General features: G+C 48.9%; 14 protein-coding genes. 4 read left to right on the forward strand and 10 right to left on the reverse strand.

Going from position 1 to position 14181, the window contains the following annotated elements:
• Positions 1-55: 55 nt before the first annotated feature.
• The 4 genes from purD to asd form a co-directional block, all read right to left on the reverse strand.
• Positions 56-1330, reverse strand: coding sequence for a phosphoribosylamine--glycine ligase (gene purD, locus E2I14_RS13480; RefSeq protein WP_133329399.1), 1275 nt, complete (start codon positions 1328-1330; stop codon positions 56-58).
• A gap of 137 nt (positions 1331-1467) precedes the next feature.
• Positions 1468-2193 (reverse strand): YebC/PmpR family DNA-binding transcriptional regulator, encoded by a 726-nt coding sequence (locus tag E2I14_RS13485; protein ID WP_133329401.1) that lies wholly within the window; start codon positions 2191-2193, stop codon positions 1468-1470.
• A gap of 237 nt (positions 2194-2430) precedes the next feature.
• A complete protein-coding gene (locus tag E2I14_RS13490; RefSeq protein WP_133329403.1) occupies positions 2431-3675 on the reverse strand; it encodes an MFS transporter in 1245 nt (414 codons plus the stop codon).
• Between the two features lie 85 nt (positions 3676-3760).
• The gene (gene asd / locus E2I14_RS13495; RefSeq protein ID WP_133329405.1) at positions 3761-4612 is read right to left on the reverse strand and encodes an archaetidylserine decarboxylase; all 852 of its coding nucleotides are present in this window, start codon (positions 4610-4612) and stop codon (positions 3761-3763) included.
• 349 nt (positions 4613-4961) lie between these two features.
• Here asd and E2I14_RS13500 point away from each other — a divergent pair, with 349 nt between their 5' ends.
• The 4 genes from E2I14_RS13500 to E2I14_RS13515 all read left to right on the forward strand — a co-directional run bounded on the left by E2I14_RS13500 (position 4962) and on the right by E2I14_RS13515 (position 8052).
• Positions 4962-6773 (forward strand): DUF885 domain-containing protein, encoded by a 1812-nt coding sequence (locus tag E2I14_RS13500; protein WP_133329407.1) that lies wholly within the window; start codon positions 4962-4964, stop codon positions 6771-6773.
• A 108-nt stretch (positions 6774-6881) separates the two neighbouring features.
• Positions 6882-7187 carry a hypothetical protein gene (locus E2I14_RS13505; protein WP_133329409.1) on the forward strand — a complete coding sequence of 102 codons (306 nt, stop codon included), beginning with the start codon at positions 6882-6884 and terminating at the stop codon, positions 7185-7187.
• 200 nt (positions 7188-7387) lie between these two features.
• On the forward strand, positions 7388-7669 hold the full coding sequence (locus E2I14_RS13510) for a type II toxin-antitoxin system Phd/YefM family antitoxin (protein ID WP_133329411.1): 282 nt from the start codon (positions 7388-7390) through the stop codon (positions 7667-7669).
• Positions 7669-8052 carry a hypothetical protein gene (locus E2I14_RS13515; RefSeq protein WP_133329413.1) on the forward strand — a complete coding sequence of 128 codons (384 nt, stop codon included), beginning with the start codon at positions 7669-7671 and terminating at the stop codon, positions 8050-8052. Before E2I14_RS13510 ends, E2I14_RS13515 begins: the two co-directional genes overlap by 1 nt.
• Before the next feature lie 91 nt (positions 8053-8143).
• On the opposite strand, the gene cobA is transcribed toward E2I14_RS13515, so the two are convergent.
• From cobA to E2I14_RS13545, 6 genes are read right to left on the reverse strand one after another with little or no spacing between them, the layout of a single operon-like run.
• Entirely contained in the window at positions 8144-8848 is a 705-nt protein-coding gene (gene cobA / locus E2I14_RS13520; protein ID WP_133329415.1) for a uroporphyrinogen-III C-methyltransferase, read from the reverse strand.
• Between the two features lie 16 nt (positions 8849-8864).
• Complete coding sequence (locus E2I14_RS13525) at positions 8865-10190, reverse strand: sulfate adenylyltransferase subunit 1 (RefSeq protein WP_133329417.1); 1326 nt, start codon at positions 10188-10190, stop codon at positions 8865-8867.
• On the reverse strand, positions 10190-11140 hold the full coding sequence (gene cysD / locus E2I14_RS13530) for a sulfate adenylyltransferase subunit CysD (RefSeq protein ID WP_133329419.1): 951 nt from the start codon (positions 11138-11140) through the stop codon (positions 10190-10192). The genes E2I14_RS13525 and cysD overlap by 1 nt, the downstream gene beginning before the upstream one ends.
• A 58-nt stretch (positions 11141-11198) precedes the next feature.
• Positions 11199-11945 carry a phosphoadenylyl-sulfate reductase gene (locus E2I14_RS13535; RefSeq protein WP_206105644.1) on the reverse strand — a complete coding sequence of 249 codons (747 nt, stop codon included), beginning with the start codon at positions 11943-11945 and terminating at the stop codon, positions 11199-11201.
• Positions 11942-12466 (reverse strand): DUF934 domain-containing protein, encoded by a 525-nt coding sequence (locus tag E2I14_RS13540; protein ID WP_133329421.1) that lies wholly within the window; start codon positions 12464-12466, stop codon positions 11942-11944. Before E2I14_RS13540 ends, E2I14_RS13535 begins: the two co-directional genes overlap by 4 nt.
• Positions 12459-14153 (reverse strand): nitrite/sulfite reductase, encoded by a 1695-nt coding sequence (locus E2I14_RS13545; RefSeq protein ID WP_133329423.1) that lies wholly within the window; start codon positions 14151-14153, stop codon positions 12459-12461. The genes E2I14_RS13540 and E2I14_RS13545 overlap by 8 nt, the downstream gene beginning before the upstream one ends.
• Positions 14154-14181: the final 28 nt, after the last annotated feature.

The raw sequence follows: 14181 nt of genomic DNA on the forward strand, positions 1-14181 counted from the left end.
AAAAGAATGCGATAAATAAGGCCTGTCTGCGCCCATTTATCGCCAGTTTGAGTGATTAATGTTTTTTATATAGCGCACGCCAACCGATGTCGCGCCGCGCTTGTGCGCCTGCGAATTTAATCGCATCGACCGCTTCATAGGCATGTTTTTGCGCCACTTTCACGGTGTCACCCAAGCCCACCGAGCACAGCACCCGACCGCCGGTAACGCTTAATTGGCCTTGTTCTAGTTGGGTCCCCGCGTGGAAAGTTACGCAGTCCGCGGTTTCTGCAGGAATGCCGGTAATTACCGCGCCTTTGACTGGCGTGTCAGGATAGCCTTCGGCTGCCATCACCACGCCCAAAGCGGTGCGACGATCCCATTCCAGTTCGATCGCATCTAACTGCCCATTGACGGCATGTTCTAACACGCTGACTAAATCGGTTTTCAAACGCGCCATAATTGGCTGCGTTTCAGGGTCGCCCATGCGGCAATTGAATTCCAATGTTTTTGGGTTGCCATTGTCATCAATCATCAAACCGGCATACAAAAATCCGGTAAAGATGATGCCGTCTTTGGCCATGCCAGTTACAGTTGGTTGAATAATTTCGCGCATCACGCGTGCGTGAATTTGCGGGGTAATAATCGGCGCGGGCGAATAGGCTCCCATGCCGCCAGTGTTAGGACCTTGATCGTTATCGAGCAAGCGTTTGTGATCTTGGCTAGTCGCTAATGGCAGAATGTTTTTACCATCGACCATGACGATAAAGCTAGCTTCTTCACCAGTTAAAAACTCTTCGATTACCACGCGCGCGCCCGCGTCGCCGAGCTTATTGTCGGACAACATCATCTCGATGGCTGCATGCGCTTCGGCCAAATCCATGGCAACAACCACGCCCTTGCCGGCGGCCAGACCATCGGCCTTAATCACGATCGGTGCGCCTTGCTGATCGATGTAAGCATGAGCGGCAGCGAGGTCGGTAAATGTTTGGTATTTCGCCGTAGGAATGCCGTGGCGTTCCATAAACGATTTGGCGAAATCTTTGGAGCTTTCTAATTGCGCCGCTTCTTTAGTGGGGCCAAAAATCTTTAAACCGTGTTCACGGAAAATATTGACGATACCAGCGGCCAAAGGAACTTCGGGGCCAACCAAGGTCAGCCCGATGTGTTCGGCTTTGACAAATTCGGCTAACGCTTTGGGATCGGTAATCGGCACATTTTTGAGACGATTATCCAAGGCAGTGCCGCCATTGCCGGGTGCAACAAAAACGGTTTGAATGCGTTCCGATTGAGCCAGTTTCCATGCCAGAGCGTGTTCGCGGCCGCCTGAGCCGACTACCAGTATTTTCATATTTTATGTAATGAGGGTGGAAATAAGTAAAGCAGCCGCACTGCGCTGCTTGGTCATTTCAATCTAGTGTTAACGGTTTTTGTTAATTGCTTATTTCAGACTGCACTGCGTCGCCAATTTGTGGTTGGATCGACGCATTAATTTTCAAGTACCGCATTGGTGTACACGTCTTGTACGTCGTCCAAATTTTCTAAGGCATCCAGCAGTTTTTGCATTTTGACGGCGTTGTCGCCCTCAAATAAGGTCTCAGTATCGGGTTTCATGACGACTTCGGCCATTTCTGCTTTAAAACCGGCTTCTTCTAACGCTTGCTTAATGACAGAAAAATCATGCGGAGGGCAGATCACTTCAAAGCCGCCTTCGTCGTCGGTAATGACGTCTTCTGCGCCAGCGTTCAGAGCCGCTTCCATCAAGGCATCTTCATTAGTGCCGGGGGCAAAGAAAAATTGACCACAGTGCTTAAACATAAACGCGACCGAACCTTCGGTACCCATATTGCCGCCGTATTTGGAAAACGCATGGCGCACTTCTGCCACAGTGCGTACTCGGTTGTCGGTTAAGCAATCGACGATAATGGCCGCGCCGTTAATACCGTATCCTTCGTACCGAATTTCTTCGTAGTTTGCGCCTTCCAAATTACCGCTACCGCGCTGTGTTGCGCGCACGACAGTGTCTTTGGGCATATTGGAATCAGCCGCTTTTTCAATCGCTAAACGCAGACGTGGATTGGTGCCCGGATCGCCGCCGCCCATGCGCGCTGCGACGGTAATTTCTTTAATAATGCGGGTCCAGATTTTGCCGCGTTTCGCGTCTGTCGCCGCTTTTTTATGCTTAATATTGGCCCATTTACTGTGTCCAGCCATGATTCTCACTTCCTCTGGGAGTTTGTTTTAGTTTGACTTGCTTGATGTGCAAATAGATGTGGTCAAAACGCTTAACCAGCGCGACCGTGTTTTTCTATTTTTGAGGGCGCTATTTTATCATAGTGACTTTGCCCAACTTTCTAAAACCAAATCGAGTTGGTGCAACTTGTTGTGAATTTTGATTTTAAACAAGGTATTTAGGCGCTGTTTATGTATTAAAAATCAATAAATTGCCGTTTAATTATGGCTAGCCTGCGCCGCACGAAGTTGCATTTCATGCTTAATGCGCGGACGGCATAAGGCAATGTAGCAGCACGATAAGGCCACCAAAGCCAAGGTAAAACCATTTAATCCCCAGGCGATATAGGCCAGCCGCATAACTTCAATTCCTAAGGCAAAACAAGCCATCGCTAACATCGACATTCCGGCAGCGACAATTCCTTTAGGCATAGGCGAGGCCATCAAGGTAAAACGGTTCAACACGGCCATCGCCAACCCTTCCGCGAACGCGGTCAGACTAATGCCTGCCACCAAAAATACCGGCGACTTAAACGGTAACATCAAGCCCAGCAGGGCGATAATCAAGCCCAGACCGATGAACCAAAAACTAAGCAGCACCGAACGACCTAAGGGCCAGCGATCCGTTAAGCGAATTAGGATCAGATTGCCAACCACTAAACTGCCAAAAATCGGTAATTGCCACAGCCCGTATTCCATCAAACTCAGACCAAAATCGTTCACCAGTAACACCGGCGACATCGCGATCCAGCCTATGAGCGGCAAACTAATAAACGACACCGAGAGCGCTGCCAGCACAAAGCGGCCATGGGTAAAGAGCTGGACGTAATCCTTAAATAAAGCACTGAACGGCGGCTTGGGCGTGGCTAAATTGACCGTCTCTGGCATCTTGCGCCACAGCCCAATTAAGGCAATAAACGAAATCGACGCAATGAACAAAAAGCAGCTACGCCAAGGCGCCAATTGAATTAACGCCGCTCCCGCTAAGGGGCCGGCCATCGGAGCGAGTAGGGCGACGTTGGCCATTAGCGCGGTAACTTTGATCGCATTTTTTTCGTCAAAGGCTTCTTGCACGGTGGCGTAACCAACCGCGTTGATAAAACACAGCCCAATCCCTTGCAACACCCGCAGCGCCATAAAGGTTTCAATCGTGTGCACAAAATAGGTCGCCAAACACGCCAACAAAAAATACAGCACGCCGCCGAGTAATACTTTGCGCCGGCCAATGCGATCTGATAATGGCCCTGTTAGCCAAGAAAGCCCTGCGCCGCCAATTAAAAACGCGGTCATCGACATCGGCACCCAGGAAGCGCTCACACTAAATTCTTGCGTCACCATCAGCATTGCTGGTTGCGCCATATCGTTGGCGATATAGACCGCAAATTCAAATAGAACGAGCGCAAGCGGAAACAGCAGCGTGTTGCGATTGAGTTGGGTGATTTTGGTGAAGTGGCTGGACGGCATCGATGTGGAGAAATAAAAAATGGCTCAGAAAGATTCTGAGCCGATCGCGATTATACCTTAGGGCGGATTCACCTCATTAAGGGTATTACTTAGTTGCTAATGTCGCCATGACTTCACCTAAACGAACGCCGCCTTCGGGTTGCCAGGTGGGATTAAATTGCAATTGATTTTCTGGGAATAGCAGCACGACCGTTGAGCCGAGTAAGAAACGACCCATTTCTTCGCCCTGTTTGATCACGATTTGCTGATCTTGATAATTCCATTCGCGTACTTGCTTGGTGCGCGGCGGATTGACCACGCCATGCCAAACGGTCGCCATGCTACCGACGATGGTCGCGCCAACTAAAGTCAATACGAATGGACCATGCTTTGACTCAAACACGCACACCACACGCTCGTTGCGTGCGAATAAATTTGGCACGCCGCGCGCAGTGACTGGATTGACCGAGAACAAATCGCCTGGTACATAAATCATGCGCGTTAAGCGCCCGTCGCACGGCATGTGAATCCGGTGGTAATCCTTGGGGCTTAGGTAAATATTGGCAAAGCTGCCGTTATTAAACTGCGCCGCTAATTGCTCGTCACCACCAACTAAGGCGGTGGTGGTGAAGTGATGCCCTTTGGCTTGGAAAATTTGATCATGCTCAATTTTTCCGAATTGGCTAATCGCGCCATCGACCGGGCAAACAAAGGCCGCATCGGCAATCGGGCGGGCCCCAGGTTTGAGCGGGCGAACAAAGAATTCGTTGAAGCTGGCGTAACTGCTGATATCCGAGTTCAGCGCTTCGTCCATATTGACGCCGTATTTTTTGACGAACCAGCGAATGATTTTAGTCGTATTGCTACCCGCTTTTGCGTTGGCAATATGCGCACCAAACTCGGTCAGCGCTTGTTTTGGGAGCAAATGTTGCAATAAGACGGCGAAGGTTTCGGACACGATAATCAATAGAAAAAGAACGGCTGGATTGAAAAAGGGTGCCGCGATTGTACCGAGGTATTGTGGATTTGTGGCAATAGCTGAGTAAAACGGGTGGAAAATATCTTTATTGAAACTTGGTCGTTAAACGGGCTAGCCGCAATTGGCGAGCTTTGCCGTGAATTCATGATTTTCGCGAAAAATAATCACCCATTAAATGCAAAGAAAGAATAATTTTCCGCCGTTTTATTGAATAAATTCCAAATAATTCTCGGAATTGCAAACATTGGTTGAAGCTGCACGGGGTTTGATTTATGTTTCCACAGTTACTCGATTTGCTGATTGTCCTTTTACCTTTCTTAGGAATCCCATGCGCACCAATCCACTGTTAGCGAAAGCTGTAAGCGCCACCTTTTTTGTGTCATCCGCCTTAGTCGGTATCTCCCTTTGCACCAGCGCTGCAGCGCAGCAAAACGCGGCGACGGCAACGCAAACTGCGGCGACCTCGATTAAATCAAATCCATCGTTTGATCAATTAAGCAAACAATTTTTAAACGCGCTTTGGCAAGAATCTCCAGAAATGGCAATTGGTTTCGGCAAGTTTGATAACGCGGACAGATTAACCATTCCGAACCAACATTCACGCGACCATTTTGTCGCATTTGCACATAAATGGTTAGCCAAATTTGCTGCGATTGATGCGAGCAAATTGCCCGCGCAGCAGAGCGGCGATTTAGACCTAATCCAAAACTTTTTGCGCTCCAGTGTTTGGCAAGAAACGACCTTCCGTGAATTTGAATGGAACCCAGCGCAATACAATATCGCCGGTGAGATTGACAGCATTATTAATACTGATTACGCCGACAAAGCGCAACGTATTCGCACGTTAATTAAGCGCTTGAAACATGCTCCAGCCTATTACCAAGCCGCGCGCAGCAGCATCGTCCGCCCAACGATGGAACATACTCAACTAGCGATCCAGCAAGCGCCGGGCGCGCTCGTGATGCTCGACCAAGTCGAGAAAGAAGCGACCGAAGTTAAGTTGAGCAAAACGGAACAAGCAGAATTAAAACAGCGCATTGCCGCGGCCCGTCAAGCGGTTAATGACTATAAAACATGGTTGATCGATTTAGCCAAAACTCAAAACGCATCGAATACGCGTTCCTTCCGCATCGGTGCCGATTTGTACGAAGCCAAATTTGGCTACGACATTCAATCGAGATTCACCGCCAAACAAATGTTCGAGCGCGCCGTCGCCGCTAAGCAAACCATGCATCTAAACATGGAAAAATTGGCCGACGAGCTGTGGCCAAAATACATGGGCGATCAAGTTAAGCCGCAAGATCCACTAGTGAAAATCGAGCAAGTAATTGCCAAATTATCGGAAAATCACACCACGCCGGATAAATTAATGTCCGACATCCGCGCCCATATTCCAGCACTAGAAAACTGGATTACCTCGCACGATTTATTAACGCTAGATCCAAGCAAACCATTGGTGGTGCGTGAAACGCCTGAATATCAGCGTGGCGTTTCGGTAGCGTCACTCGATTCGGCGCAACCATTTACACCGACGCGTGACACGTACTACAACGTCACCCCAATTAACGACCGCACACCCGAGCAGATCGAAAGCACTTTGCGTGAATACAATTATTGGGTACTACAAATTTTGAGTATCCATGAGGGCGTTCCAGGGCATTACGTGCAACTATTACACGCCAATAAATCGCCGTCGTTAATTAAGAGTTTGTTCGGCAATGGCGCGATGATTGAAGGTTGGGCGGTATATGGTGAGCGCATGATGCTCGAATCGGGCTACGGCGGCAACGCGCCAGAAATGTGGTTGATGTATGACAAATGGAACCTGCGTTCCATCTGCAACACCATTCTCGATTACAGCGTGCACGTCAACGGCATGAGCGAGCAAGACGCCATTCATTTGCTCACCAAGGAAGCCTTCCAAAGCCAAGCCGAAGCCGCGGGAAAATGGCGTCGCGTCCAGTTAAGTTCGGTGCAGTTGGATAGCTATTTCAGTGGCTACAGCGAGATCATGGCCTTGCGCGAAGAACGTAAAAAAGCCTTGGGCGACAAGTTCGATTTAAAACAATTCCACGAACAATTCTTAAGCTACGGCAGTGCGCCGGTGCGGATGATTAAAGGGTTTATGGAGAAGAATTGAGATTTGCTTAAGTTAGGCGCCAGACGCGAGTTTGGCACCTATGCCCAAAGCGGGAAAATTGGCTAATTCGTCTCAATTCAAATTGATGTGATAGGTGGGGATTAAAAAATGTCCTATTTGGCGTGGTGCTTGGCACCGGCAGTGATGCTGAGTTTTGTTGCATCGATTGAATTGAATGAAAGTGATTCTTTTTCGGCTAGTGAAAAGCTAGTTTGGTTTATTCCGTTGTGGATACTCCCATATTTAGGATTTTTTTTATTTCGCTTCGTGCTCAGAAAGAAAAGTGGGCCAGTTGCATTTGAGGGAACTGGCGATTTTAATGCATACGATGAAAGGGAAATAGATCTTCAGGCGCACAGCATCAACTTAGATGCTCACGTTGGTTCGGACAGTTTTTTTGATGCCAATCATTGAGGTTGTCGTGTCGGTCTACTGAGGATTCAAGCTAATCTGCCGAGCCATTTAGCGTTTCTTTGCTTATTTCAATACTCAAATAACTAATCCAATTTCCTCGTCAGGTCTACTTAATATCAGTATGAAATTTCCCATTTGATTGATAAGTTAAGTTCTAATATTGTACAATATTTATTAATGCATTTATTAAGGAATTTGAGATGGGATTGAGAGCCAGTGATGTTGTTCCTATCAGCGAAGCACGCGCGCGACTGACCGAGCTTGCGGAAGAAGTTGTCGATGGTGGCGCTGAAAAAGTGCTTACCAAGAACGGCGCGAGTTACGTTGCAATCATCGACGCAAAAAAGCTCGATTACTACCATATTTTGGAGCAGGAACATGCAGGGTTGGTGTTACTGGACGAGGTGGAAAGAGGATTGCGGCAAATTGCGGCAGGCGAGCGAATTTCCAACGTGGATTTAATGAATGCGCTGTCAGACTGATGGTGTTGCCAATTACCGTTAAGGTCGAAGCTACACCGAATTTCTTGGCGAATTTAGATGAGGCATACGCCTTTTTTAAAGCGCAGGATAGTGACTCTGCTGATTTCCGTTTAGAAAAATTGAAGTCCGAATTACGCGATATGATTCCTATAATTGCTTGGTCTCCAGCGAGTGGGCGACCTGCGCGGTTTTTGAGTGGAAAATCTGCTCAAGCGTGTGTTCGGACTGAAACTGTTTTGCGACTTGCACAAAGCGTTGGCCTGCCATTTCTGCGTGAGTACGTTGTTGGACAACATATTGTGCTTTATGCACATTCTGAAACGGATGCCGTGTTGTTGGCGTTGAAGCATCAAAGACAACTCACGTATTTCGTTAATCAATGAGTTAAACGAAGTTTGGCAACTGGGTAATTCGGCAAGCTGATTACAAATTTGGGGTTCTTTGCGAGTTAATAGTCTTTTCCTCGACTTGAAACTAATTCGCTTCTCGCCCAGCAAATGCCTCTCCCATCATCACCAAAACCGGCCCTTCGCAATCCGCCAATCCGAGCCGTAAATCGCTGAGTTTCAAGCGCTGGATGCGTTGATTATGCAGGCTGCAATTTTCAATTATCACGACGGGTAAATCCGCCGATCGCCCTTGCGCTAACAAGATGTCGGCGGTTTCTAAGGCTTTTTGACCGCCCATGTACTGCACCAACGTATCGCAATCGGGGAGTTGGGTTGTTTGGGGTAGTTCGGGTGCGCTGCTGGAGGTGAAAAAGGCGACGCTGCGGGCGATGCCGCGTTTGGTGAGTGGTTGCAAGGTGGTCGCTGCTGCGGCGAAGGCAGTGCTAATGCCCGGGACGACTTCGACTTCAATACTGGCTTGTTCTAAAGCGGCTAATTCCTCGTCAGCGCGCCCGAATAACATCGGATCGCCACCTTTTAGGCGCACGACTAAATTATGTTGTAAGCCATAACTGACCAGTTGTTGATTGATTTCTGCTTGCGCGGTGGAGCGTTTGCCGTTGCGTTTGCCTACTGGGACTTTGATCGCTTGCGGGCAAAGCGCCAGCATTTCTTGGCTGACTAACGCGTCGTGTAAAACGACATCGGCTTGGGCTAATAGCCGCGCCCCGCGTACAGTGATTAAATCTGCTGCACCGGGACCGGCTCCGATTAAAACGACTTTGCCCATGAGATTGCGCGAGGAATTAGGAAAGCCTAATCATACCCGCAGCAACTGTTTGATGGCTGACTTGATCGATCAAAATAAACGCGCCAGTGCTGCGCACATCGTTGTAATTATCGGCTGCCAGCGGCTGCTGGACGGTGATTTTTACGCGCGCGATATCGTTGAGTTGCAAGCTAGTCGCGGCGCGGGTTTCTTGGGTGTTGATGTCCAAGAGCGTATCGATGGCCGTGACCTTGGCAGCGACCTGTTTGGTGGTGTGTTTTAGTAAATATTTACGTTTAAAGTCGAGCGGCTCTTCGGACAACCAGCACACATCTGCTTCAACATTACTGATTTGGGTCGCTGGACGATCAACTTGCGCGAGCATATCGCCGCGAGAAATATCTAAATGCTCATTTAATAAAATCGTGACAGATTGACCAACCACAGCAGAAGGCAATGAGCCTTCTAACACGACGATGTCTTTGACCGTGCCGATTTGTCCGCTCGGTTGCACCACCAATTTATCGCCCACACTGACTTTACCCGCTTCGATACGCCCCATGTAACCACGGAAATCATTGGCTTCATGGCCGTTGTGACGCGCAACCAATTGCACGGGAAAGCGCAATGGTTCGTCGTGCGAAGCATCATAGACGCTGAGTGACTCTAATAAATTGATTAAGGTTGGGCCGTTATACCAATTTAATTTATCGCCTTTTTCGACCACGTTGTCACCCGCCAAAGCCGATAGCGGAATAGGCGTCACGTCGCGCAAGCCAAGTTGCTGGGCGAATTGCTGGTAAGCCGCGACGATGCGGTCGTACTTGGATTGGTCGTAGCCGATCAAATCCATTTTATTGACTGCCACGATCACATGCTCGATTTGCAGCAAATGCGCGATTGTCGAATGGCGCTTAGTTTGGATGAGCAAATCCACCGAGCCATCGTCGTTAAATTTAACTTTGGATACGTCGATTAAAATGATGACTGCATCGGCGGTTGATGCGCCGGTCACCATGTTGCGCGTATATTGCTCGTGGCCCGGTGTATCGGCGATGATAAATTTACGTTTTGGCGTGGCGAAGTAGCGGTAGGCCACATCAATGGTAATGCCTTGTTCGCGCTCTGCTTCCAAGCCATCAGTTAATAGCGACAAATCAATCGTGTCGCCTACCGTGCGTTTGTGTTTGGCGCGTGACATCGCATCCAATTGATCGGCAAAAATTCCTTTGCTATCAAATAGCAAGCGGCCAATTAAGGTGCTCTTGCCATCGTCCACCGAACCGGCAGTGATAAAGCGTAATAGGCCGCGCTCTTTGGTTATGTCTTGTAACGCGTGCGGTGAATTTAATGCGGCATTCATTAGAAATATCCTTCTTTTTTACGTTTTTCCATGGACGCTTCAGACGTTTGATCGTCCATGCGAGTGGCGCCGCGTTCGGTGATTTGCGTGATGGCGGTCTCTGCAATAATGTCAGCGACCGTCGCAGCGTCGGAGGAAACTGGGCAGGTGCAAGAAATATCGCCCACGGTGCGGAAGCGCACGGTTTGGGTGACGACTTGCTCGCCTTCTTTGGCGGGCGTCAAATCGGTCAGCGGCACCAGCAAACCATTGCGTGGAATGACTTGGCGTTGATGGGCAAAATAAATCGACGGCAGGGCGAGTTTTTCGCGCTCGATGTACTGCCAAACGTCCAATTCGGTCCAGTTCGAAATCGGGAAGACGCGAATGTTTTCACCTGGATGCACGCGGGCATTGTACAAATCCCATAATTCGGGACGCTGCGCTTTGGGATTCCATTGACCGAATTCATCGCGGAAAGAGAAGATGCGTTCTTTGGCGCGGGCTTTTTCTTCGTCGCGCCGCGCACCGCCTATGCAGGCGTCAAATTTGAATTCTTCAATCGCTTCCAATAACGTCACCGCTTGCGCTGCATTGCGTGAATCTGTGGCGGGATTGCGTAGGCGTACCGTGCCGCGTTTGATCGAATCTTCTACCGAGCGCACGATTAAACGCTCACCCAATTCAGCGGCGCGTTGATCGCGGAAGGTGATTACTTCCTCAAAATTATGCCCGGTGTCGATGTGCATTAATGGAAATGGGAACGAACCGGGGCGGAACGCTTTTTCGGCCAAGCGCAACATCACCACAGAATCTTTCCCGCCCGAAAACAGCAAAACAGGATTGGCGCATTCGGCGGCCACTTCGCGCATGATGTGGATCGCTTCGGATTCGAGCCAATCCAGATGGCGGTTGCTGGCCGGATCGATAAAAGTCGGCGTTGCCGCGGGAGATGAAACTGATGTAGTCATAGTGAGGCCTTGCTAAATTTTTACTGAAATGGCGAGCTTGCGGTGTTGCTAAAAACGTTTAGATCGCTTTGATGCGTACTAACTTACCGTCAACGACATGCAAACCACATTCTTTGCTGTCTGGATTTTCCCACCACCAGCGCCCAGCGCGGATATCTTCGCCCGGTTGAATGGCGCGGGTGCAGGGTTCGCAGCCGATAGATGGATAACCTTGATCGTGCAGCGCATTGTAAGGCACTTGGTTGCTGCGAATATAGTGCCACACGTCTTCTTCAGACCAGTCGGCCAATGGATTGAATTTTTCCAAGCCATGTGCTGCATCGTGTTCCTGCACATCTAAGCTCGCGCGGGTGCTTGATTGACTGCGGCGTTGGCCGGTAATCCATGCTTTGTTGTCGGCTAAGGCGCGGCCTAGTGGCTCGACTTTACGGATGTGGCAGCATTCTTTGCGTAATTCCACGCTATCGTAAAAAGCGTTCAAGCCTTTGTTTTCGACATAGTTTGCGACCGCGTCTGGATTAGGATAAAACAGCTTGATTTGGTAATCGTAGGTTTGCTTTACCTTAGCTAACACATCCAACGTGGCGGCTGGAAGGCGGCCGGTCTCAAGAGAAAAAATCCCAATAGCGGTTTTGTCGCGCAAGATTAAATCCGTCAGCACCATATCTTCGGCCGCTAAGCTAGACGCAAAAACCGCGGGCGAAAAGTTAGCCGCAATGCGCTCTAAAATGGCTTTTGTGGCGTTCAATCGATCCGCAAAACCGACCGGTTCGGTTGTCGTCGATGACGTGTTTTGGATGCTCAAGTGACTGCTCCTGCTGAGCGCTCAACGCGACGGAATAAAGGCGCTTTTTGATCTATTGAGGTTTGGTAGCTTTCGCTGAAATCGGTCAAGCCTTTTAACGCTTCATGGATATCGCGGTCAGGGCGCGTGGCAAAGGAATTAAATCCCACGCGCTGCATATAAAACAATTGATCGCGCAGTACATCACCAATAGCGCGTAACTCGCCCGTGAATTTAAGCTTGCCGCGTAAATTATAGGCAATCGAGTACCCGCGTCCATCGGAAAATTTAGGGAAATCAACGGCGATTAACGGCAAGGAATTAAGATCATTTTTTAATTCTTCAGCACGTTCTGAACTGGCAATCCACACGCCAACATCGGAGCGGGTCGATAGTGTTGCGTGCTGCGCTTTCCACACTGCTAAGGGCACGATCACAGCGCCGTCTGGCACCTGAGCGCTTTCCGCAGTTTGCTCTTCTGTTAAGCGCAATACTGTCCAATGGTCGGTGACCACTTGGCGGTCTTTAATAATTTCACGCATATTCGTCTTCTCCATGCAAAACCGAGGTTTTTATTGGTGTTGCGTACACAAATTCTTTAAACGGTGTCACGCCAATACGCTGCACTGTTTCGATAAATTTTTCATCTTCAAAGCGATCACGTAAATACACTTTTACTAGACGTTCAATGACTTCCGGCATTTGCGCCGCGGCAAACGATGGCCCGATGATTTTGCCGATGGCAGCATTAATGCCTTGCGAGCCACCAATCGAAACTTGATACCATTCGCTGCCGTCTTTATCCACGCCCAACACGCCGATATGGCCGATATGATGATGACCGCAAGCGTTGATGCAACCAGAAATATTGAGTTCTAATTCGCCAATGTCGTGCAAGTAATCGAGTTGGTTAAACCGATCAGTAATATCCAAGGCAATTGGAATCGACTTAGCATTTGCCAATGAGCAGAAATCGCCGCCCGGGCAGCAAATTAAATCGGTTAATAAACCAATGTTCGGTGTGGCTAAACCGTGCGCTTTGGCTGCTTCCCACAATTCAAACAATTGATTGACTTGGACGTCGGCTAAAACCAAGTTTTGCTCATGTGTGACACGTAATTCACCAAAGCTATATTTGTCGGACAAATCAGCAATGAAATCCATTTGATCAGCCGTTGCGTCCCCCGGTGGCACACCCGGTTTTTTGAGCGACAACACGACGCTGCGGTAACCAGCAACTTTGTGCGGCTTGACATTACGTTTAACCCAATTGGCGAAAGCTTTGTTGTTGGCTAAATGGTCGGCGTACTGACTATCTTCATCTGGCAACGTTAAATAGCTTGGGCTGGTGAAATAGCTCGCAATACGTTTGAATTCGGCTTCCGTGACCGTTGCTGGGCTGTCTTTTAAGCCGGCCCATTCTTCTTCCACTTGGCGGGCAAATTCTTCTGCACCTAAGGCTTTCACTAAAATTTTAATCCGTGCTTTGTACTTGTTATCACGCCGACCGTATTCGTTATAAATACGCAAAATCGCTTCTAGGTAAGTAATCACATGCTGCCAAGGCAAGAACTCGCGGATAACGCTACCTAAAATCGGTGTGCGTCCCATACCGCCGCCAACCATAACTTGGAAGCCAACTTCACCCAACTCGTTATGCACCACAGTTAAACCAATATCGTGCACGGCAATGGCTGCGCGATCTTCTTTGGAACCGTTAATGGCGATTTTGAACTTGCGCGGTAAGAACGCGAATTCTGGATGGAATGTAGTCCATTGACGCAGGATTTCTGCATACGGGCGCGTATCAATGACTTCATCGGCGGCGACACCAGCGAATTCGTCTGAAGTGATATTACGCATGCAATTGCCAGAAGTTTGGATCGCGTGCATTTCAACACTGGCTAAATGTTCCAAAATATCGGGCGTTTGTTCGAGTTCAATCCAGTTGAATTGGATGTTTTGGCGCGTCGTGAAATGCCCGTAACCGCGATCGTAATGTTTGGCGATGTAGGCAAATTTACGCAATTGCGTGCTCGACAACATGCCGTATGGCACGGCGATACGCAGCATGTAAGCATGGCGTTGGTTGTACAGGCCATTTTGCAAACGCAACGGCAAAAATTCTTCTTCAGTCAATTCATCGGCTAAACGGCGGCGCACTTGATCGCGGTATTGCGCGATACGCTCTTTAACGATTTGATGATCATATTGATCGTAACGATACATAAAACTGTCCTTACAAAATTCGATGTGA

The sequence above is a fragment of the Sapientia aquatica genome, assembly GCF_004358105.1.
Classification (GTDB): domain Bacteria; phylum Pseudomonadota; class Gammaproteobacteria; order Burkholderiales; family Burkholderiaceae_D; genus Solimicrobium; species Solimicrobium aquaticum.